This window comes from Longispora urticae (genome assembly GCF_053902585.1).
In genome coordinates, this window is record NZ_JAQZSH010000041.1 from 80718 (window position 1) to 102220 (window position 21503).

Consider the following 21503-nt stretch of genomic DNA (forward strand, 5'->3'; position numbering starts at 1 on the left):
CGCACGCCGCGCATTTCACGGCTACCGCACCGACTCGCGCAACCGCCCGTACCAGTCAGCGATCGATCTTTTGTAAGGCTCAGGCATGTTCAACCCAGCGACCTCGGACTCGGCGAACAACGCCGCTTCCTTGTGCTCGTGGCTGACCACCGGAGCCGCATCCGTCGTGACATGAGCCCCGTAGGTCACGATCAACACATCCACCCCTTCACGGATGTGGTACTGCCAGGAGTCCAGGATCGGCCCGATCGTCGCCTCCCACCCACACTCCTCGGTGATCTCCCGCAGCAACCGGTCCGGCGGCTCCTCGCCGAGTTCGAGCTTCCCGCCGGGCAGCTCCCACTCGTCGCGCTCGTTCTTCAACAACAACACCCTGCCGTCCTGGACGACGACGCCCTTGACGGAAACGGGGAAAGCGTGAGGTCGATACACCATGACGCACCTGTCGTGTGAGGACTGATCTGTCCGGAAACTAGCACGCCGGACCCCACCCCAGCAGGCACCGCATGTTGACAACCTGTCACTGGACGACCGCCGTCCGTCGGGCTGACGCTCATCTCACCAACAACACCTTTCGAGGGGTACGAGATGCTCAGCGTGTTCGACCAGCACCGCGTCACCATCACCTCCGACGACGCCCCCGACCAGCTCTCCGCAGCGCTCGCCCGCGACGGCCTGGCCACGTTCGACGGCGTGTTCGGCCGCGGTGAGACCCTCCGCCTCGCCGGACAACTCCTGTTGATCGTGGAGCACCGCGACTCCGACGCCGACGGCGTCACGTTCATCGCCGACCGCGGCGACCTGTCCCGCAAAGCCGGCTACTCCGCCTTCGGCACCGGTCCGCTGACCCCGTACACCGACGGCTCGGCGGTGCGGCACCCGCCCGAGGTCGTCGTCCTCGTCTGCGCCCGCCCCGGCATCAGCGGCGGCGAGTCCCTCATCGTCGACGGCCGCGCCCTGCACGCCGACCTCGCCACCAACAACCCCGACCTTCTGGGGGTACTCGACCAGGCGCACTCCGCCTACTTCGGCACCGGCCCCGGCCACCTCGGCTCCGTCTTCGAACACCCCACCCCCGACCGCCTGGCCATCCGCCTCCGCCTGGACGAACTCGCCCGCTTCACCCCCGGCATCGACCAGCGCCTCCCCGAACTCCGCGAAGCCATCACCCGCCACACGAAGGTCCTGCCCCTGCAAGCCGGCCAGGGCTACGCCATCGCCAACCACCGCATGCTGCACGGCAGACGCGCCTACACCGGCGGCCGCACCATGTACCGCGTCCTCGGCGACCTGCTCCCCGAACACGCCATCCCCCGAGGCTTCACCCCCCTGCGACACCTGCCGGCCCACGTCTGAGGCGCCCGGTGACCGCGCCCCTGCCGGTACACATCGAATCTCTGGTCTTGATCGGTCTGTGTCTCGGCTGCCGATACCGGTTCCCCTGCCCGACCTACCGGGCCCAACGCACCCGCTTCGAATGGTGGCAACGATGAACCCCGCACACCTCCGCGCCGAACCCCACCCCTACACCCTCGCCCACGCCTTCGGGGAACTCCTCATGCACCGACCCGCCTGGTGGCTCTTCCGCCGCTGCCGACGCTGCCGAACCCACTGGCCCTGCCCCGACTACACCACCGCCAAGAACACCCTCACCCGAGCAGGCCTCCCCGGCATCCCAGAAAGACACTGAACCACCCGGCGGGGTACGTCTGCCAGGACCAGGCAAGGTGCCCCGCCGCTCAGGGGCGCTTCGCCGCGATGAACGCCCGCAGCCGCCGCAACGGCCACGCGTTCACCACGTCCTCCGCGGTCAACCACCCCCGCTGCGCCGTCCCGATCCCGTACCGCAGGTTGTCCAGGTGGCCGACCGCGTGCGCGTCCGTGTCGACCGCGAACCTCACCCCGGCCCGCTTCGCCCGCAGGATCAGCGTGTCCGGCAGGTCCAGCCGCTCGGGGAAGCAGTTCACCTCCATCGCGGTGCCGGTGCGGGCGGCGGCCGCGAACACGTCGTCCCAGTCCGGCTCGATGCCCTGCCGTCGACCCAGGAGACGGGTACTGGGATGCCCGATCACGTTCACGTACGGGTTCTCGCAGGCGCGTACCAGTCGGCGGGTCAGCTCTTCGGTCGTCTGCTGGAAGTGGGAGTGCACGGACGCCACGCACACGTCGAACCCGGCGAGGAACTCCGGCCCCCAGTCCACGTCGCCGTCGGGCCCGATGTTGAGTTCGGTGCCGTGCAGCAGGACCATTTTCCGGCCCTCGCCGAGCGCGCGGAGCTGGGCGCGCTGGGCGAGCATCTTCTCGTCGGTCATCCGCTGCATGGGCATGTCCTTGGCGTGGTCGGTGACCGCGTAGTAGGAGTAGCCGCGGGCGCGGGCGGCGGCGATCATCTCCGCGAGGGTGGCGACGCCGTCGGTGAGGTCGGTGTGGCTGTGCAGTTCGCCCCGGATGTCGGCGGCGGTGACGAGGGTGGGGAGCTCGCCGGCGAGCGCGGCGTCGATCTCGCCCCGGTCCTCGCGCAGGGGCGGGGGGATCCAGGGCAGGCCGAGGGCGGCGTACACGTCCTCCTCGGTCTCGGAGGCGACCAGGGTGCCGTCGTCGACCCGGAACAGCCCGTACTCGGACAGCTTGAGGCCCGCGCGCACCGCCATGCCCCGGGTGCGGATGTTGTGCCCCTGGCTGCCGGTGAAGTACTGCAGTGCCGCGCCCCAGGACTCCGGTCTCACCACCCGCAGGTCGATCTGCAGCCCGGCCGTGGTGCGCACCGACGTCTTGGTCGGACCGTGGACGATCACCTCCCCGACCAGCGGCAGGGCCACGAACGCGGCCATCAGCGGCCCGGAGTCCTCGGCGACGGCGAGCAGGTCCACGTCCCCGACGGTCTCGCGCATCCGGCGCAGCGAACCGGCGTGGGCGCACCGCACGCAGCCCGGGACGGCCGACAGCGCGGCCACCACCTCCTCCGCCACGGTCAGCGCGACGTCGACCGTGGTCCGGCCTGCGTCGCGGGCAAGCAGGTCGATGCCGTGCAGGAGGTTCTCGGCCGTCTTCGCGCCGAAGCCGCGCCGGTCGGTGAGTTCGCCCGCCTCGATGGCCGCGCGCAGTGCGGCGACGGAGGTGACGCCGAGGTCCTCGTACAGTTGGCGGGCCTTCTTCGGGCCCAGGCCGGGGATCCGGGTCAGTTCGCGCACCCCGGCGGGGACCTGCTCGCGGGCGCGGTCGAGGGCCGGCAGGCCCCCGGTGCGCAGGAACTCCGCGATCTTGTCCGCGATCGAGGCGCCGACCTGCGGGATCTGCCGCAGTGCCGCGCCGTCGAGGGTCGAGACGTCCTGGGGGTACCCGCTGACGGCGCGCGCCGCCTTCTCGTACGCCCGCGCCTTGAACGCCTCGCCGTCGGTGATGGCCAACAGGTCCGCGTACTCGCGGAGCACCGCCGCTACGGCCTCGTTCGCCCGGGGCATACGCCCAGCTTAGAGCCCCGGACCGGCCGACACCCGGGGTTCGGGGCAGCCGGGCGGGCCCACGCCAGCCTTGCGCGGTCGGTGAGCCGTCGTCGGGATCCCGTCCGGGGAGTCCCGGCCCACGCCGTCCCCGCGCGGTCGGTGAGCCGTCGTCCGGTTCCCGTCCGGGGAGTCCGGGCCCGCGGCGCCGGGGTCGGCCGCTCTTCCGAACGACCCCGAACGAACCGGGCGTTCGGGAATGTTCGGGAAGGCGGACGGCCCCCGGCGGGCCTCCGCACACTGTGGACTCACAGCCCCGACACGAGGGAGAACACGCGATGTCCCGTATGGTCCGCACCGTCGGAAGGGTCGCCGTCGCGGCCGCCGTCCTCGGTGGAGCGCTGCTCGGCGCGACCCCCGCCCAGGCCGACGCCCCGTTGTCCGTCAGCGCCGACTGCATGAGCCGCTCCGGCTGGTTCTACGGCGGCATGGACTGCTCCGCCTGGGCGGCCGGGGGCACCGCGCCGTACTCGTACCAGTGGTCGAGCAGCTCGAACACCTTCATCAGCGGCCCGGGCCAGGAGGCCTCGGGCGGCTGTACCCCGGACACGATGGCCTGGGCCAACGTGACCGTCACCGACAGCGCTGGCCGGACGGCGTCCGGCACCGCCATGTTCTGGTGCAACGGACCGAACCCGGTCTGACCCGACACGGCCCGCCCCGACACGGGCCGGGTCGCCCACCGCGCCGCGCGGGTCCGTGCGCGCGGATCCCGGCGCGGTGGGCGACGACTGAGTGCCGCCCGTTTCCGCGGGCCGTCCGACGGGGGCGGCCCGCGCGGGCGCGCCGGGCGCGCGATCGACGCGCTGAGCCGGCCCGCCCATGCCGGGTGGCCCGCAGGCGCGTGGGCCCCGGCACCATGGAGGCGGCCAGGTCCTCCCGCGCATCCCGTATTCACGGGAGCCGGAAAACGGGACGGAAGCCCTAGGCTGGTCGGCATGGTCTACACGCATTCTCAGTCCATCGACATCCCGGACGTCCCACCGGGGACACTGTGGTCGATCCTCTCCGACCCGGTGTACCACCACCCCCGGTGGGACGTCCGGGTCAAGAAGGTCGCGCTCGACGGCGCGTTCGTCGACGGCGTCGTCCAGTGGATCTCGTTCACGTTCGCGCCCCAGCCGGTACGGACCGTGCTGGTCGACGTGCTCGACGGCGTGGGGTACAGCGACGACGTCGACATCTTCGGCATCCCGACCCGGTTCACGCACCGGATCGACCCGGATGGATCGGGCGGGTCCCGGGTGACCTTCAGTGTGCGGCTGGAGGGGCCGCGCGCCCAGCAGGCCGGCCCCGGGGTGAGCGGCAACCTGCCCAACGAGCTGGCCGCGCTGGCCCGCTACGCCCGCAGCCTGGGCTGACCGGTCGACGGAGGGGCCGCCCGCGCCCCTCCGTTCTGTCACACCCGTCTCACCTGTACCACCAATTTCGATTTTCTATCACGCACAGCTGTCCGATTTACATACCGAAGGGGCCCTTGCCCTAGATCTCGGATTGTCCATAGCATGGTGACAACCGGTGACACTTTGGATGCCGGTGATGTTGGGGATACTCCTGGCCAATCCGGCCATCCTTTCGGAAGAGATCGGTGGTGCGTCGTGACGTCGTTGATGGGGTCCGGAACGGGTGTAGAGGGCGAGCAGCGCCAGCAGAGCCTCGCGACGGCGGCGGCCAGGAACCTGGCGACGACGACCAAGTCCGTGCCGCAGATGCAGGAGATCACCTCCCGGTGGCTGCTCCGCGTCCTGCCCTGGGTCCAGGTCGCGGGCGGCGCGTACCGGGTGAACCGCCGGATGACCTACGCGGTCGGCGACGGCCGGGTCTCCTTCGTCAGCACCGGATCGAACGTCTCCGTGGTCCCGGCGGAGCTCGGCGAGCTGGCCCTGCTGCGCGGCTTCGACGACCAGGACGTGCTCGGCGCGCTCGCCGGCCGGTTCACCCAGCAGGAGTTCGAGCCCGGCGACGTGATCGTGGAGTTCGGCCACGTGGCCGACCAGGTGTTCCTCGTCGCGCACGGCAAGGTCAACAAGGTCGGCGTGGGGGAGTACGGGGACCAGGTCGTCCTCGGCATGCTCGCCGACGGGGACTACTTCGGCGACCAGTCGCTCGTCGAGGACCAGGGCATCTGGGAGTACACGGTCAAGGCCGTCACCAGCTGCACCGTGCTGACCCTGTCCCGCCAGGCGTTCGCCGAGATCGCCGACTCCTCGCCCGAGCTGCGCGCCCAGATCGAGGTGCACCGCGAGGCCTCGCTCCTGCCGCAGAACAAGCACGGCGAGGCGGCGATCGAGCTGTCGGCCGGCCACACCGGCGAGCCCGTGCTGCCCGGCACGTTCGTGGACTACGAGCTGGCCCCGCGCGAGTACGAGCTGAGCGTCGCGCAGACCGTGCTGAAGGTGCACAGCCGGGTCGCCGACCTCTACAACGAGCCGATGAACCAGATCGAACAGCAGCTCCGGTTGACCGTCGAGGCCCTGCGCGAACGCCAGGAGCACGAGATGATCAACAACCGGCAGTTCGGCCTGCTGCACAACGCGGACCTCAAGCAGCGCCTGCACACCCACAGCGGCGCCCCGACCCCCGACGACCTCGACGAGCTGCTCAGCCGCCGGCGCAACACCCAGTTCATGCTGGCGCACCCGTCGGCGATCGCCGCGTTCGGCCGCGAGTGCACCGCCCGGGGCATCTACCCCACCAATGTGGACCTGCTCGGCAACATGGTGCCCGCGTGGCGCGGCGTGCCTCTGCTGCCGTGCAACAAGATCCCGGTCAGCAACACCCGGACCACGTCGATCATCGCGATGCGGACCGGCGAGTCCAACCAGGGCGTCATCGGCCTGCACCAGACCGGCCTGCCCGACGAGTTCGAGCCCAGCCTGTCGGTGCGGTTCATGGGCATCAGCGAGCAGGCGATCATCTCGTACCTGGTCACGGCCTACTACTCGGTGGCCGTCCTCGTGCCGGACGCGCTCGGCATCCTGGAGAACGTCGAGATCGGTCGGGGGCGTGACTGACGGGGCCCGTGGGGTGCCGGCGTCGCTGGCCGGCACCCGTTTCCCGGCCAGCGATACCTGAGCCCGTCACCGTGGGAGACTCTGCGGCGACGCTCGGAGACAACAGCTTCGTCGAGCCCTGCTCAGAGAGGTCGTGACCAGATGACCACTGTGGATGAGAGGACCGCCGGGCGTTCCGCCCGCGAGGTGCTGAGCTGGAGCCGCGACACCGTGGGTCCGGCGTTGCGCGCGGCCGTCGACGGGCTGCCGCCGTCGATGGGGCGGATCGCGGGGTACCACTTCGGGTGGTGCGACGAGCACGGCGAACCCGACGACGCCTCCGGCGGCAAGGCCATCCGGCCCGCGCTGGTGCTGCTGATGGCGGAGGCGGTCGGCGGCGGGACGGACGCGGCGGTCCCCGCGGCGGTGGCCGTCGAGCTCACGCACAACTTCTCCCTGCTGCACGACGACGTCATGGACCGCGACGTCACCCGCCGGCACCGGGCCACCGCCTGGACCGTGTTCGGTTCGGGGCCGGCGATCCTGGCCGGGGACGCGCTGCTCACCGTCGCGTTCGACGTGCTCGCCGCCAGCGGGCACCCGGCGTCGCAGGCCGGGCTGCGGATGCTCAGCGCCGCCGTCCAGGACCTGGTCGAGGGGCAGTTCGCCGACCTCGCCTTCGAGACCCGCGCCGACGTGGACGTGGCCGAGTGCCTGCGGATGGCCGAGGGCAAGACGGCCGCTCTGCTCGGGGCGTCGTGCGCGCTCGGCGCGTTGTTCGGCGGCGGCCGGCCGGAGCAGGTCGAGCACCTCGGCGCGTTCGGGCAGCACCTGGGCCTGGCGTTCCAGTTCGTGGACGACCTGCTCGGGATCTGGGGCGACCCGGCCGTCACCGGCAAGCCGGTCTACTCCGACCTGCAGAACCGGAAGAAGTCGCTGCCGGTGGTCGCGGCGCTGTCCTCGGGCACCGACGAGGGCCGCGAGCTCGCGGTGCTCTACGACCGCGACGAGCCGCTGACGGGTACGGAACTCGCCCGCGCCGCGGACCTGATCGACGGGGCCGGCGCGCGGACCTGGAGCCAGAACCAGGCGCACGACCTGCTCGGGCGGGCCCTGGAACGGCTCGACGCGGCCGGCCCCACGGACCGGGTGGCCGCCGAGTTGGGCGGTCTCGCCCGACTGGTCACCCGCCGCGACCACTGACCGGCTGACCCCGGCCGCGACCACTGAGAGGAACGCGCCGATGTCCGTACTCGTCCCCGACGGGGTGCACCGCACGATCCTGCTCGCCGCGCCCCGGTCGTTCTGCGCCGGGGTCGAACGGGCCATCGAGGCCGTCGAACTCGCGCTGGACCAGCGCGAGGGGCCGGTCTACGTGCGCAAGCAGATCGTGCACAACACCCACGTCGTGGCCGAGCTGCGGGACCGGGGCGCGGTGTTCGTCGACGAACTCGACGCGGTACCGGACGGGGCCACCGTCGTGTTCTCGGCGCACGGGGTGTCCCCGGCGGTGCACGCCGAGGCCGCCGACCGGGGCCTGGAGGTGATCGACGCGACGTGTCCGCTGGTCACCAAGGTGCACGTGGAGGCGCGCCGGTTCGCCGGCCGGGGCGACACCGTCGTGCTCGTCGGGCACGCCGGGCACGAGGAGGTCGAGGGCACGATGGGCGAGGCCCCGGACAGTACGGTGCTGGTGGGGTCGGCCGCCGAGGTCGCCGCGCTCCGGATCGCCGACCCGTCCCGGGTGTCGTACCTGACCCAGACCACGCTGGCCGTGGACGAGGCGGCGGAGGTGGTGGACGCGCTGCGGGCCCGGTACCCGGAGCTGCGCGGCCCCGCCTCCGACGACATCTGCTACGCGACCACGAACCGGCAGGAGGCCCTCGCGGCGATCGCGGCGGAGTCCGAGCTGGTCCTGGTCGTGGGCTCGGCCAACTCGTCGAACTCGCAGCGCCTGGTGGAGCTGGCCGCCCGGCACGACACCCCCGGTTACCTGATCGACGGCCCGGCGGACCTGCGGCCCGAGTGGCTGGCCGGGGTCCGGGTCGTCGGACTGACCGCCGGGGCCTCCGCGCCGCCCCGGCTGGTCGAGGAGGTCGTCGCCGCGCTGTCCGGAATGGGGCCGGTGACCGTCACCGAGCGCGAGACCAGCCGGGAGACGGTGCACTTCACACTGCCCACCAGCCTCCGGCCGGCCTGACACCTGGCAGTATCGGGCCCATGAGCGCACATTTCGACGTCGTGGTCCTGGGCGCGGGGCCGGGCGGGTACACCGCCGCGGTCCGCGCCACCCAGCTCGGGCTGTCCGTGGCCGTCGTGGAGGAGAAGTACTGGGGCGGGGTCTGCCTGAACGTCGGCTGCATCCCCTCCAAGGCCCTGCTCCGCAACGCCGAGCTGGCCCAGATCTTCACCCACGAGGCGGAGAAGTTCGGCATCACGGTCGAGGGCAAGGTCAGCGTGGACTACGGAGCCGCCTACACCCGCAGCCGGCAGGTCGCCGACGGCCGGGTCAAGGGCATCCACTACCTGATGAAGAAGAACAAGGTCACGCAGTACGACGGCCGGGGCGTGTTCACCGACGCGCACACCCTGGAGGTGACCCTGTCGTCCGGCGGCACCGAGACCGTCACGTTCGGGCACTGCGTCATCGCGGCCGGCGCGACCACCCGGCTGCTGCCCGGCACCTCGCTCAGCGAGCGGGTCGTCACCTACGAGGAGCAGATCCTCTCCTCCGACCTGCCCGGCAGCATCGTCATCGCCGGGGCGGGCGCGATCGGCGTCGAGTTCGCCTACGTCCTGCGCTCCTACGGCGTGGACGTCACGATCGTGGAGTTCCTGGACCGGCTCGTCCCGCTCGAGGACGCCGAGGTGTCCGCGGAGCTGGCCAAGCGGTACCGCAAGCTCGGCGTCACCGTGCACACCTCCACCCGGGTCGAGTCGATCGACGACTCCGGGGACAAGGTGCGGGTGACGGTCTCCAAGAACGGCGCCCAGCAGGTACTGGAGGCCGACAAGGTGCTCCAGGCCATCGGCTTCGCGCCCCGGGTCACCGGCTACGGGCTGGAGACCACCGGCGTCGCGCTCACCGAACGCGGCGCGATCGACGTGGACGGCCGGGGCCGGACGAACGTGCCGCACATCTTCGCCATCGGGGACGTCACGGCCAAGCTGATGCTCGCGCACGCCGCCGAGGCGATGGCCATGGTAGCGGTGGAGACCATCGCGAACGCGGAGACGATGGAGATCGACTTCGTGATGGTCCCCCGGGCCACGTACTGCCAGCCGCAGATCGCCAGCTTCGGCTGGACCGAGGCCCAGGCGCGGGAGAAGGGGTTCGACGTCAAGGTGGCGAAGTTCCCGTTCACGGCGAACGCCAAGGCGCACGGGCTGGGGGAGCCGGTCGGCTTCGTGAAGCTGATCTCGGACGGGAAGTACGGCGAGCTGCTCGGCGCGCACCTGATCGGCCCCGAGGTGACCGAGCTGCTGCCGGAGCTGACCCTGGCCCAGCAGTGGGACCTGACGGTGCACGAGCTGGGGCGCAACATCCACGCGCACCCGACGCTGGGCGAGGCGGTCAAGGAGGCCATCCACGGCCTGGCCGGCCATATGATCAACATGTAGGCCGCCGTCGCGTTCACCCGACCGCCCGCTCGCAGGCCACGCGCCCGGGGAGCGGGCGGTTCCGCGTCGACCTGTCGTCCGGGACGGGAGCCGACGGCGCGACGACCGGCACAGTCTCCGGCCCCCCGTACCCGGATGGAGGTCTCAGCGGTTCGCGCCCGCGAAGGTGACCCGGATCGAGTAGAGGTCCCCGGCGCTGTTCGTGATGAACAGGTTGTTGCGCCGCGCCCCGCCGAAGACCAGGTTGGACGCCGAGTCCGGCAGCAGCAGCTTCCCGATCAGCGTGCCGTCCGGTGCGTGGCACCACAGGCCGTCGAGCGCCGCGCACCACAGCCGTCCCGCGTGGTCGAACCGGATCCCGTCGAACCAGCCCTCCGCGAACACCTCCCCGCCCGTGAGCGTCCCGTCGGCCACCTGGAACCGGCGGAGGTGCCGCCGGCGGGTGTCCACGATGTACAGCTCGGACTCGTCGGCCGAGAACGCCAGCCCGTTCGGCCGGTCGAAGTCGTCGGCGACCACGGTGAGTGTGCCGTCCGGGTCGAGCCGGTAGACGTGGTCCGCCCCGATCTCGCTGTCCGCCGGGCTGCCCTCGTAGTGGCCGGTGATCCCGTAGCGCGGGTCGGTGAACCAGATCGAACCGTCGGAGTGCTCCACGAGGTCGTTCGGGCTGTTCAGGCGTCTGCCCTGGTAGGAGTCGGCGAGCACCGTGACCGTGCCGTCGTGCTCGGTGCGGGTGACCCGGCGCGCGCCCTGCTCGCAGGTCAGCAGGCGGCCCTGCCGGTCGACGGTGTTGCCGTTCGCGAAGCCCGAGGAGTGCCGGAACACGCCGACCGCCCCGGTGGTCTCGTCCCAGCGGAGCATCCGGTCGTTGGGGATGTCGCTCCACACCAGGTAGCGGCCCGCCGGGAAGTAGGCCGGGCCCTCGGTCTTGCGGCTGCCCGCGTGCAGCACCTCGATCCACTCGTCGCCGCCGCACCCGGCGAACCGGTCGTCCAGCTGCTCGAACCGTGCCCTGATCCTGTCGATCATCACGAACCTCCTTCGGTCTTCAGCTAACAACACCGAATGAGATATGGTCAACCCAAGGGTTCTTCAACTCACATTCGAGGGGTACGACGTGGACGAGACCGACCGGGCACTCCTCGCCGCGCTGCAGTCCGACGCCACCCGTGCGTACGCGGCCCTCGGGCAGGCAGTCGGACTGTCCGCCGGGGCCGCGCACGAGCGGGTCCGCAAACTCCGCGAGCGCGGGGTGATCCGCCGGACCACGGTCGACGTGGACCCGGCGGCCGTCGACCGGGGCGTCTTGGCGTTCGTGATGCTGGAGTCCAACGCGTGGATGGGCGACCCGCCCACGCACGCGGCGCTCGCGGCGATCCGGGAGATCCAGGAGGCGCACATCGTGGCCGGGTCGGCGTCGCTCATGGTGAAGATCCGGACGGCGACGACCGAGCAGTTGCAGGCGACGCTGCGGCGGTGTTTCGAGATCCCCGGGGTGACGGGGACGCGGACGATCGTGGTGCTGGAGACGTTCTTCGAGCGGCCGGTGGACACCGGGGGCGAGCAGGCCTGACCGCGAGCACCCGCAGACCCCGCCAGGCGGGACCCGACGAGGCGGCCCGTCCCGGAGGCCCCGCGAGCCGGGTGCCCGCCGCCGGGCCGGCTGCTCAGGCGGCCTCGGGCGCGAAGCCCAGGCGTTCGTACACCCGGAGCGCCCCGGGGTTGTCCGTGGTCAGGAAGCACACCTCCGCGCCGAACGCGAACGCCTCCCGGGCCAGCGCCGCCGTGACCGCCGCCCCGATCCCGCGCCGCCGGAAGTCCTCCAGGGTGGCGATGCCGACGAGTTCGGTGCGGCCGGCCACCAGGTCCAGGAACATGCCGGCCGCCACGGCCCGGCCGTCGAGCACCGCGTTCAGGGCCCGGTGCGTGGTCAGGCCGTCGCGGAACGACTCGGCGTCCTCGACGGTCGCGCCGGGTGCCGCCGGGTCGAAGCCCCAGGTGTTGACGTTGAGGTTGTCCAGGACGGCGGCGAGCGGGGAGGTCGCGGACACGACCTGGAACGCGAGGCCGGGGACCTCGGCCGGGGCGCGGAGGGTCGCCGGGGTGCAGATCAGCATGCCCGGCACCCTAGACGCCCGCGCCCGGGACCGCCGATCGATTTTCGGGCCCGACACAGTGCCGTGAAAGGGGAAAAACCCCATGAAATAGTACCCTGCTCGGAGGTGTCGGCGGCGGGGAGAGTGCATGGCTGGGACAGGCGTACTCGTCGATGTTCCCGTGGTGGAGGACGAGGTCCCGGCCCGCCGGGTGCGACTGCCCGCCGACCTCGGCCCGTGCCTGCTGTTCCTGGCCGTCGCGGCCTTCTTCACGGTCGAGCTCTGGCGCGACCCGCACCTGCGCGGCGTGGCCGTCAACCTGAACGACCAGAGCCTCGCGGAGTGGTTCCTCGCCTGGTCCGCCCGGGTGTGGAGCGGCGACCTCGCGCTGCTCACCGACCGGATGAACAGTCCCGACGGCGTCAACATGATGGCCAACACGAACAACCTGTTCCCCGGCGCGCTGCTCGCCCCGCTGACCTGGGCCTTCGGGGTCCCGGTCACCTACGTCACCCTGATCACCCTGAACCTCGCGGGCACGGCGTCGGCCTGGTACCTGCTCTTCGCGCGGCCCCTCGGCCTCACCCGGCTCGCCGCGACGGTCGGCGGCCTGTTCTGCGGGTTCGCGCCGCCGATGATCTCGCACTCCCAGGCGCACATCAACCTGACCGCGTGGTGGCTCGTCCCCGTGATCGTGTACTGCGTCCTCCGGCTGGTCCGGGGGCAGACGCCGGCCCGGACCGGGGTCGGGCTGGGCCTGGCGGTCACCGCGCAGGTGTTCACCGGCGAGGAGGTGCTGTTCCTGACGGCTGTCACCCTGGCGCTGCTGCTCGTCGCGTACACCGCCCTCGCCCCGCGGGTGGTGCTCGGCGTGGCCCGGCCGCTCGCCGTGGGCCTCGGGGTGGCCCTCGCGTCGGCCGCGCCGTTCCTGGCCCGGCCACTGTGGACGCAGTTCGCGGGCCCGCAACGGGGCTGGGAGGGCCTGCTGCCGCCCGAGTACTTCCCGGCCGACGTCGCCAGCTACTGGAGCTTCTCCCCGCTGACGGTCGGCGGCTGGGGCGGTGCGGCGGGTCGGCTCGCGGGACACCCGGCGGAGATGAACACCTTCTTCGGCTGGCCGGTCCTGCTCGTCCTCGTGCTCTGCGTCGTCCGGCTGTGGCACCACACCTTCGTCCGCGCCGCGGTGGTCGTCGGCGCGGTCCTGTCCGCCGTCTCCCTGGGGCCGGAGATCGTGGTCAACGGGGTGCGGACCGGGCTCACCGGCCCCTACGAGCTGATCCGGGGCGCGCCGGTGCTGGAGTGGGCGCTGCCGAGCCGGTTCGCCCTGGCGCTGGTGCCCCTGATGGCGGCCGTCCTCGCGCTGACCGTGCACGAGGTACTGCTGTCCGGCCGGCGCCGGGCGGTCCTGCTCCCGGTCGCCGTGTTCGCCGCGCTGGTGCCTCTGTACCCGATGCCGATGCTCACCGCCGCCCGCCCGCCCGTACCGGCGTTCTTCGCCGACGGCGGGTGGGCGGACTGCGTGCGGCCCGGCGGGGTCCTGGTTCCCGTCCCGCTGCCGAACCCGGCGAACGCCGACTCCCTGCGCTGGGCGGCCGCCGCCGGGGCCGCGTTCGGGGTGCCGGAGGGGCACTACATCGGACCCTGGGGGTACGGCACGCCGAGGCGGCCGACCTCCAGCCTGCTGGCCGGGGTCCAGTCGACCGGGGTCGCGCCGGGGATCGGGGCGACGCACCGCGACCAGGCCCGGGAGGACGCGCGGTACTGGCGCGCGTCGTGTGTCGTCCTGGGGCCGGCGCCGCACCGCGCGGAGCTGCGGCTCGTGCTCGACCAGCTCTACGGGCCGGGGACGGACGTGGCGGACGTCCGGGTGTGGCGGCTCGCGGGGTGAGCGGTCAGGCCGCGTTCACGCCCAGCGCCAGCGCCAGCCCACCCAGCGCCGCCGCCCGCGCCCCCAACTGCGCCGGCACCACCTCCACGGCCTCCACCGCCGCCGCCATCGCGGTCTCCGCCAGCCCCCGCCGGAGCGGCTCCAGCAGCAGCTCACTCACCCCGAGCTCCCCGCCGACCACGATCCGCCCCGGGTTGACCAGGTTGGACAGCCCGCCCAGCGCGTACCCCAGATATCTGCCCGCGTCGAGGAGCAGCCGCCGGCAGCCGGGGTCGCCGGCCGCCGCCTGCGCGACCAGGTCCGTCAGGCCACCCAGGTCGGGCAGGGTCACCCGGGCCTGGTCGAGGAGCGCCCGGCCGCCGGCCCACAGTTCGACGCAGCCCCGGTTCCCGCACCGGCAGACCGGCCCGTTGACGTCGAGGGTGACGTGGCCGAGTTCGCCGGCGGTGCCGTCGGTGCCCCGGTACAGCCGGCCGTTGAGGATGATGCCGGCCCCGATGCCGGTGGCCACCTTCACGTAGACCAGGTCGGCGCAGTCCCGCCCGGCCCCCCACACGTACTCGGCGAGGGCCGCCACGTTCGCGTCGTTGTCCACCCGGACGGGCAGCCCGGACAGCCGGCCGGACAGTTCCTCGCGCGGGACGAGCGCGGCCCACGCGGGCAGCAGGGCGGGGGAGCCGATCCGGCCGGCGTCGGTGACCGGGGCGGGGATGCCGAGCCCGACGCCGAGCACCTCCGACCGGTCGGCGCCGACGCTGGCGAGGACCGCGTCGATCTGCCGGACGGCCAGGTCCAGGGCCGCGTGCGGGTGGTCGTCGGCGTCGCGGTCGAGCCGGACGGCCTCCTCGGCGAGCACGGTGTGCCCCAGGTCCGCGACGGCGACCCGCAGGTGCCGGCGGCCGATGTCGACCCCGACGGCGAGGCCCGCGGCCCGCGACAGCCGGAACACGGCCGCCGGTCGGCCGCCCGCCGGGCCGGTGGTGCCGGGGGCGTCCTCGGTGAGCAGGCCGGTGGCGGCGAGGTCGGCGAGCGCGGCGGACACCGTGGGGCGGGACAGGCCGGCGAGGCTGATCAGCTCGGCGCGGGTGCGCGCGCCGTGGGCCCGCAGCACGTCGACGACGCGGCGGGCGGTCTGGCCGAGTTCGTGCGCGGACACCGTCACCTCCCGCATGCTGCCGTCTCCGGGCAGGTTATGTCAATCAGGAACGGAACTCACGGCTATAAGTCCCAGTCATGTCAGAGGTATTGCTAAGTATTGACAGAGCCCGTTGGCCGGGTGGATGGTGGTCCAGCGATACCCGCCGATCAATCGACTTGCCCGGGAGGGCGCAATGCAGCTCAGTCGCAGGAAACTCCTCGGTGCGGCTCTCGGCGCGTCGGCCGTGGCCGTCCTGCCCGCCTGCTCCAACTCGGGCGGAGACAGCAAGGCCGCCAACAAGATCGAGGTGTACTCGTGGTGGTCCGGCCCCGGTGAGGGCGAGGGCCTGGAGGCGCTCATCGCGGAGTTCAAGAAGAACAACGCGGGCGTCGAGTTCGTCAACGCGGCCGTGGCCGGCGGCTCGGGCACCCAGGCCAAGCAGGCCCTGACCACCCGGCTGCTCGCCAACGACCCGCCGGACTCCTACCAGCTGCACGCCGGGCTGGAGGCGGCCACCGACATCAAGGCCGGCAAGCTGGAGGACCTGACCTACCTCTACACGCAGAACGGCTGGACGACGAAGTTCCCCAAGGGCCTGGTCGACAAGCTCACCATCGACGGCAGGACCTACGCGGTGCCGGTGAACATCCACCGCTCCAACCTGCTGTGGTACCGGCCGGCGAAGCTCGCCGAGTGGGGGATCACCGCCCCTCCGAAGACCTGGTCGGAGTTCCTCACCCAGGCCGAGTCGCTCAAGGCGAAGGGGATCGTGCCCCTGTCGGTGGGCCAGACGTGGACCCAGCTGCACCTGCTGGAGAACGTGCTGCTCGGCGAGCTGGGCGTGCCGAAGTACAACGGGCTGTGGACGGGGCAGACCGACTGGAAGTCCGCCGAGGTGCTCGCCGCGCTGGAGACCTTCAAGAAGATCCTCGCGGTGTCCGTGGTGTCCACCGACGACTGGCAGCCCACGATCGACAAGGTGGTCGCCGGCTCGGCCGCGTACAACGTGATGGGCGACTGGGCCGCGGGATACCTGCAGGGCGCCAAGGCCCTGAAGTACAAGACGGACTTCGACGTGGCGGCCACCCCGGGTTCCACCGGCGTGTACAACTTCCTCGCCGACTCGTTCACCCTGCCCAAGGGCGCGCCGCACAGGGCGCAGGCCGAGGCCTGGTTGAAGCTGTGCGCGTCGGCGGAGGGCCAGGACCTGTTCAACCCGAAGAAGGGCTCGGTGCCCGCCCGGCTGGACTCGGACAAGTCCAAGTACACCGACTACCTGGCCTGGGCGCTGGCCGAGTGGCAGAACACCACGACGATCGTGGTCGGCTCGTTCACGCACGGCGTGGTCGCCAACAACGCCTGGAAGTCGGAGATCGAGAAGGCGTACGGCGTGTTCGTGCAGGACAGGAACACTGCCACGTTCGCCGACGCCGTCGCCAAGGCGTACGCGGCGAACAAGTAGCCATGCGAAAGAGGAAGTTCCGCTCCTGGGGGCCGGCGCTGCTGCTCGTGGCGCCGTCCCTGGTCCTGCTCGGGATCTTCGTGTACGGCTTCATCGGCTGGAACGCGAAGGTGTCCCTCACCGACTGGAAGGGCCTCACGCCCAGCGACACCTACGTGGGCCTGGCCAACTACCGGGAGCTGTTCGCCGACCAGACGTTCCGCAACGACACCCGCAACCTCGTCGTGTTCACCGTGGTCTTCATCGGCGGCGCGCTGCTGATGGGGATCCTGCTCGCCCTGCTGCTGGACAAGGGCGCGCGCGGGGAGTCGGTGTGGCGGGGCGTGTTCCTGTTCCCGATGGCGATCTCGTTCATCGCGACGGGCATCGTGTGGCGCTGGCTGCTCAACAGCGACCCGGGGGCGGGCACCACCGGGCTGAACACCTTCCTCGACTGGTTCGGGCTGCACTCCGACTGGCACAAGTCCCCGTCGGCGGGCGCGATCACGGCGATCGCGCTGCCGGCGGGCTGGGCCCTGTCGGGGTACGTGATGGCGCTGTTCCTGGCCGGCCTGCGCGGCATCCCCGAGGAACTGCGCGAGGCGGCCCGGGTCGACGGGGCCTCCGAGCGCCAGGTCTACTGGTCGGTGGTCCGCCCGATGCTCACCCCGGTGCTGATGAGCGCGCTGGTGATCCTCGCGCACATCTCGCTGAAGACGTTCGACCTGATCTACGCGATCGCGCCGCTGGACGCCCGGACGGAGACCCCGGCGCTGTACATGTGGCTCACCTCGTTCCGGGGCGGCTTCTTCGCCCGGGGCGCGGCGATCGCCACCCTGTTGTTCCTCGCGATCGCCGTGGTGGTCGTGCCCTACATCTGGTACACGTCGCGCAAGGAGCGGACCCGATGAGCAGGACGCTGCGCCACCTGGCCCTGTTCGCCCTGGCCTGCTTCTTCCTGATGCCCGTCTACGTGATGCTGGTGACGGCGTTCAAGTCCCCGGCGGAGGTGGACGTGGCGCACATGTGGGCGCTGCCGGAACACCTGTCCCTGGACACGTTCGCCATCGTGTGGCCGAAGTTGCAGGGCGGCATGGTGAACAGCGTGCTGCTCGCCGTACCGGCCAGCCTGATCTCCTCGTTCCTCGGCGCGGCCAACGGGTTCGTGCTGGCGAAGTGGCGCTTCCCGGGAGCCGACGTCGTCTTCCCGGTGATGTTGTTCGGCATGTTCATCCCCTACCAGGCGATCATCATTCCCCTGTTCCAGACGATGAGCGACCTGAAACTCGTCGGCGGCCTCGACGGCCTGATCCTGGTGCACGTCGTCTACGGGCTGCCGATCACGACCCTGATCTTCCGGAACTACTTCCTGGGCCTGCCCGACGAGCTCGTCGAGTCGGCCGAGATCGACGGCGCGGGCATGCTGCGCGTCTTCTTCCGGATCGCGCTGCCGATCGCCGCCCCGGCGTTCGCGGTGTCGATGATCTGGCAGTTCACGTCCGCGTGGAACGACTTCCTGTTCGGCCTGATCCTGACCCGGACCGAGTTCTGGCCGGTGACGGTGGGGCTGAACAACATCGCGGGAGCGCAGACCGTGCCGTTCAACCAGGCGATGGCCGCCGCGCTGCTCGCGAGCCTGCCCACCCTCCTCGTGTACCTGCTCCTCGGCCGGTTCTTCATGCGCGGCCTGATGGCGGGTGCCCTGAAAGGTTGACCATGAAACGTCCACTGTTCGCAGCCGTGGTCCTGCTCGGCGCACTCCTCGTGCCCGGGACGGCCGCCGCCGCGCCCCTCAACCTCACCCAACACGTCAACCCGTTCATCGGTACCGACGACAGCAACTCGCCCAACCCCGTTCCCGGCGGGGCCGGCGGCTCGACCTATCCGGGGGCGACCGTGCCGTTCGGCGGGGTGCAGTTCAGCCCGGACACGCCCAACGGTTCGCCCTCCGGGTACCGGTACTCCGACTCCACGGTGGAGGAGTTCTCCCTCACGCACTTCAACGGGGCCGGCTGCGCGAACAACGAGGACCTCGGGATCCTGCCGGTGACCGGGGCGCTCGGCACCTCCCCGGGCACCGGCTGGACGGGCTACGCCTCGGCGTACACGAAAACCAACGAGCAGGCCGCCCCGGGCTACTACAGGACCCGCCTCGACCGGTACTCCACGGATGTCGAACTGACCGCGACCACCCGGGCCGGTTTCGCGAAGCTGACCTATCCCGCGTCCACCACCTCGCGGGTCCTGATCAACACCTCGCGGAGCGCCACGGGCAACCGGTCGGGCAGCGTCTCCCTGGCCGGGGACACCGTGACCGGCTACGTGACGGCCGGCGGCTTCTGCGGCTCCTCGAAGACCTACCGGATCTACTTCGCGCTGAAGGCCGACCGGACCCCGACCGGCTCGGGCACCTGGAACGGCGGCACGGTCACGGCCGGCTCGACGTCCACGTCCGGCGTGAACACCGGCGCCTACCTGACGTTCGACACCTCGACGAACCGCACCGTGCAGGTCAAGGTCGCCGTGTCCTACGTCAGCGTCGCCAACGCGTCGGCGAACCTGGCCGCGGAGATCGCCGGCTTCGACTTCGCCGGCACCCGCACCGCCGCCGACACCGCGTGGAACACGGTCCTCAACAAGGTGCAGGCTACGGGCGGAACGGCCGCCGACCAGCAGAAGTTCTACACCGCGCTGTACCACGTGTTCCAGAACCCGAACATCTCCTCGGACGTCAACGGCCAGTACTTCGGCTTTGACAACGTTGTGCACACCGCCTCGCACCCCGTCTACCAGAACTACTCCGGCTGGGACATCTACCGGTCCTGGGCCGCGCTGATCGCGTTCGTGGCCCCCGCCGAGGCCAGCGACATCGCGAAGTCCATGGTCCTCGACGGCCAGCAGGGCGGCCTGCTGCCCAAGTGGTCCCAGCAGACCAACGAGGACTTCGTGATGACCGGCGACCCGGGCCCGATCATCGTCGGCAGCATGTACGCCTTCGGGGCCCGCGACTTCGACACCGCCGCCGCCCTCGCCCTGATGGACAAGAGCTCCAACGGGGGTACCGCGCAGGGCGGGGCGATCCGTGGCCGGCAGTCGACGTACGTCAACCAGCACTTCATCAACGGCGAGTCCTCCGACTCCCTGGAGTACTCCGCCAGCGACTTCGCCGTCGCCCAGTTCGCCCGCTCCCAGGGCGACACGGCGAAGTACAACACCTACATGACCCGCGCGCAGTGGTGGCGCAACGTCTACAACGCCGAGTCCGGGTACGTGCACACCCGCAACAGCGACGGCTCCTGGCCCTGGCCCCTGGATCCGGCCAGCGGCAGCAACTTCACCGAGGGCAACGCCTCGCAGTACACCTGGATGGTGCCGTACAACCTCGGCGGGCTGGTCAACCTCATGGGCGGGCCCGCGCAGGCCGTCCGGCGGCTCGACCACCACTTCACCGAACTCAACGGCGGACTGACCCGGCCGTACTTCTACATCGGCAACGAGCCCGAACACAACGTGCCCTGGGCGTACAACTTCGCCCGTCACCCCGCCGGCACCGCCACCGCCGTGCGCCGGGTGATGGCCGAGTCCTTCACCACCGGCCCGGGCGGCCTGCCCGGCAACGACGACCTGGGCGCCACCTCCGCCTGGTACGTGTGGGCGGCGCTCGGCATGTACCCGGTCACCCCCGGCGCCGACACCCTCGCCCTGCACGGCCCGACGTTCCCGTCCGTGCTCATCCAACGCGCGGCCGGCAACGTCACGCTCACCGCCACCGGGACCGGCTCCCACGTGCAGGGGCTGACCGTGAACGGCGCCGCCACCAGCCGCAACTACGTCCGCTACCCGGACCTGGCAGCCGGCGGCACGGTGAACTACACCATGGGCGGGACCGCCGGATCCTGGGGCACCGGGGCCGGTGACGTGCCGCCGTCCTTCGACGACGGGGCCACCCCGGTGCCCGCCGCGCCCGCCCTGGGCACGAACCTGGCGCTCGGCAGGGCCGCGACCTCCTCGGCCACCTGCTCCGCGACGGAGACCGCGGGCAGGGCCGTGGACGGCAGCCTCGCGAACAACAGCAAGTGGTGCTCCTCCGCCTCGGGGGCCTTCCTCCAGGTGGATCTGGGGGCTGCCGTGAACGTCGGGCAGTTCGTCCTGGAGCACGCCGGACTCGGCGGGGAGACCACGGGCTGGAACACCGGCGGGTACACGGTCGCGACCAGCACCGACGGGACCACCTGGACCACGGCGGCCACGGTCACCGGGTCCCGGGCCAGCCGGACGTACCACTCGGTGGCCGGTCGGACCGCGCGCTACGTGCGGCTCTCCGTGACCACGCCGACGAACAACGGCAACACCGCCGCCCGGATCTACGAGTTCGGGGTGTACGCCCCCGGCGCCGTCAACCTGGCCCTCAACCGGCCCGCCACGGCCGACTCCTCGTGCAACGCCAACGAGGGCCCCGCCAAGGCCGTCAACGGGTCGGTCGGCGGCGGGAACACCGACAAGTGGTGCTCGGCCGGGGCCGCGAAGTGGTGGCAGGTGGACCTGGGGAGCACGGTGCCCGTGGGGAACGTGACCGTGCGGCACGCCGGGGCCGGGGGGGAGTCGGCCACCTGGAACACCCGGGACTTCGACGTGCAGGTCAGCGCGGACGGGGTGGGGTGGACCACGGTGGCGACCGTTCGGGGGAACACCGCCGACGTGTCCAGTCATCCGGTGAGCGGGTCGGGGCGGTACGTGCGGGTGAACGTGGTGACGCCCACGCAGACGAGCGACGCGGCCGCCCGGATCTACGAGGTGGAGGTGTACGCCTGAGAGGTGGACCGGTG

General features: G+C 71.5%; 18 protein-coding genes. 13 read left to right on the forward strand and 5 right to left on the reverse strand.

What is annotated here, in order from left to right; all coding sequences use genetic code 11:
- Positions 1–21: 21 nt before the first annotated feature.
- Positions 22–432: an NUDIX hydrolase gene (locus PT931_RS28055; RefSeq protein ID WP_456248992.1), complete on the reverse strand. Its 411-nt coding sequence runs from the start codon at positions 430–432 to the stop codon at positions 22–24.
- A gap of 156 nt (positions 433–588) precedes the next feature.
- Here PT931_RS28055 and PT931_RS28060 point away from each other — a divergent pair, with 156 nt between their 5' ends.
- Entirely contained in the window at positions 589–1356 is a 768-nt protein-coding gene (locus tag PT931_RS28060; RefSeq protein ID WP_456248709.1) for a TauD/TfdA family dioxygenase, read from the forward strand.
- Between the two features lie 383 nt (positions 1357–1739).
- On the opposite strand, the gene polX is transcribed toward PT931_RS28060, so the two are convergent.
- Complete coding sequence (gene polX, locus PT931_RS28065) at positions 1740–3461, reverse strand: DNA polymerase/3'-5' exonuclease PolX (protein WP_456248710.1); 1722 nt, start codon at positions 3459–3461, stop codon at positions 1740–1742.
- Positions 3462–3778: 317 nt separating this feature from the next.
- On the opposite strand from polX, the gene PT931_RS28070 reads away from it, so the two are divergent.
- The 6 genes from PT931_RS28070 to lpdA all read left to right on the forward strand — a co-directional run bounded on the left by PT931_RS28070 (position 3779) and on the right by lpdA (position 10114).
- Positions 3779–4144: a hypothetical protein gene (locus PT931_RS28070; protein ID WP_456248711.1), complete on the forward strand. Its 366-nt coding sequence runs from the start codon at positions 3779–3781 to the stop codon at positions 4142–4144.
- Between the two features lie 294 nt (positions 4145–4438).
- Complete coding sequence (locus tag PT931_RS28075) at positions 4439–4861, forward strand: SRPBCC family protein (RefSeq protein WP_456248712.1); 423 nt, start codon at positions 4439–4441, stop codon at positions 4859–4861.
- Positions 4862–5110: 249 nt separating this feature from the next.
- Positions 5111–6514: a family 2B encapsulin nanocompartment shell protein gene (locus PT931_RS28080; protein ID WP_456248993.1), complete on the forward strand. Its 1404-nt coding sequence runs from the start codon at positions 5111–5113 to the stop codon at positions 6512–6514.
- Positions 6515–6655: 141 nt separating this feature from the next.
- Entirely contained in the window at positions 6656–7696 is a 1041-nt protein-coding gene (locus PT931_RS28085; RefSeq protein ID WP_456248713.1) for a family 2 encapsulin nanocompartment cargo protein polyprenyl transferase, read from the forward strand.
- Between the two features lie 40 nt (positions 7697–7736).
- A complete protein-coding gene (ispH, locus tag PT931_RS28090) occupies positions 7737–8693 on the forward strand; it encodes a 4-hydroxy-3-methylbut-2-enyl diphosphate reductase (protein ID WP_456248714.1) in 957 nt (318 codons plus the stop codon).
- Positions 8694–8713: 20 nt separating this feature from the next.
- Complete coding sequence (gene lpdA, locus PT931_RS28095; protein ID WP_456248715.1) at positions 8714–10114, forward strand: dihydrolipoyl dehydrogenase; 1401 nt, start codon at positions 8714–8716, stop codon at positions 10112–10114.
- Positions 10115–10258: 144 nt separating this feature from the next.
- On the opposite strand, the gene PT931_RS28100 is transcribed toward lpdA, so the two are convergent.
- Complete coding sequence (locus PT931_RS28100) at positions 10259–11143, reverse strand: SMP-30/gluconolactonase/LRE family protein (RefSeq protein WP_456248716.1); 885 nt, start codon at positions 11141–11143, stop codon at positions 10259–10261.
- An 88-nt stretch (positions 11144–11231) separates the two neighbouring features.
- Here PT931_RS28100 and PT931_RS28105 point away from each other — a divergent pair, with 88 nt between their 5' ends.
- Complete coding sequence (locus PT931_RS28105) at positions 11232–11687, forward strand: Lrp/AsnC family transcriptional regulator (RefSeq protein WP_456248717.1); 456 nt, start codon at positions 11232–11234, stop codon at positions 11685–11687.
- 94 nt (positions 11688–11781) lie between these two features.
- Here the strand turns inward: PT931_RS28105 and PT931_RS28110 are convergent, their stop codons facing one another.
- On the reverse strand, positions 11782–12231 hold the full coding sequence (locus PT931_RS28110; protein WP_456248718.1) for a GNAT family N-acetyltransferase: 450 nt from the start codon (positions 12229–12231) through the stop codon (positions 11782–11784).
- Positions 12232–12358: 127 nt separating this feature from the next.
- Here PT931_RS28110 and PT931_RS28115 point away from each other — a divergent pair, with 127 nt between their 5' ends.
- Positions 12359–14098 (forward strand): hypothetical protein, encoded by a 1740-nt coding sequence (locus tag PT931_RS28115; RefSeq protein ID WP_456248719.1) that lies wholly within the window; start codon positions 12359–12361, stop codon positions 14096–14098.
- 4 nt (positions 14099–14102) lie between these two features.
- Here the strand turns inward: PT931_RS28115 and PT931_RS28120 are convergent, their stop codons facing one another.
- Positions 14103–15269, reverse strand: coding sequence for an ROK family protein (locus PT931_RS28120; RefSeq protein ID WP_456248720.1), 1167 nt, complete (start codon positions 15267–15269; stop codon positions 14103–14105).
- A 160-nt stretch (positions 15270–15429) separates the two neighbouring features.
- On the opposite strand from PT931_RS28120, the gene PT931_RS28125 reads away from it, so the two are divergent.
- The 4 genes from PT931_RS28125 to PT931_RS28140 are packed head-to-tail and all read left to right on the forward strand — an operon-like array spanning position 15430 to position 21489.
- Positions 15430–16698, forward strand: a complete 1269-nt coding sequence (locus PT931_RS28125; RefSeq protein ID WP_456248721.1) for an ABC transporter substrate-binding protein — start codon at positions 15430–15432, stop codon at positions 16696–16698.
- Between the two features lie 2 nt (positions 16699–16700).
- Positions 16701–17588: a carbohydrate ABC transporter permease gene (locus tag PT931_RS28130; protein ID WP_456248722.1), complete on the forward strand. Its 888-nt coding sequence runs from the start codon at positions 16701–16703 to the stop codon at positions 17586–17588.
- Positions 17585–18391, forward strand: coding sequence for a carbohydrate ABC transporter permease (locus tag PT931_RS28135; protein WP_456248723.1), 807 nt, complete (start codon positions 17585–17587; stop codon positions 18389–18391). The genes PT931_RS28130 and PT931_RS28135 overlap by 4 nt, the downstream gene beginning before the upstream one ends.
- Positions 18392–18393: 2 nt before the next feature.
- On the forward strand, positions 18394–21489 hold the full coding sequence (locus PT931_RS28140) for a GH92 family glycosyl hydrolase (RefSeq protein WP_456248724.1): 3096 nt from the start codon (positions 18394–18396) through the stop codon (positions 21487–21489).
- The last annotated feature ends 14 nt before the right edge of the window (positions 21490–21503 follow it).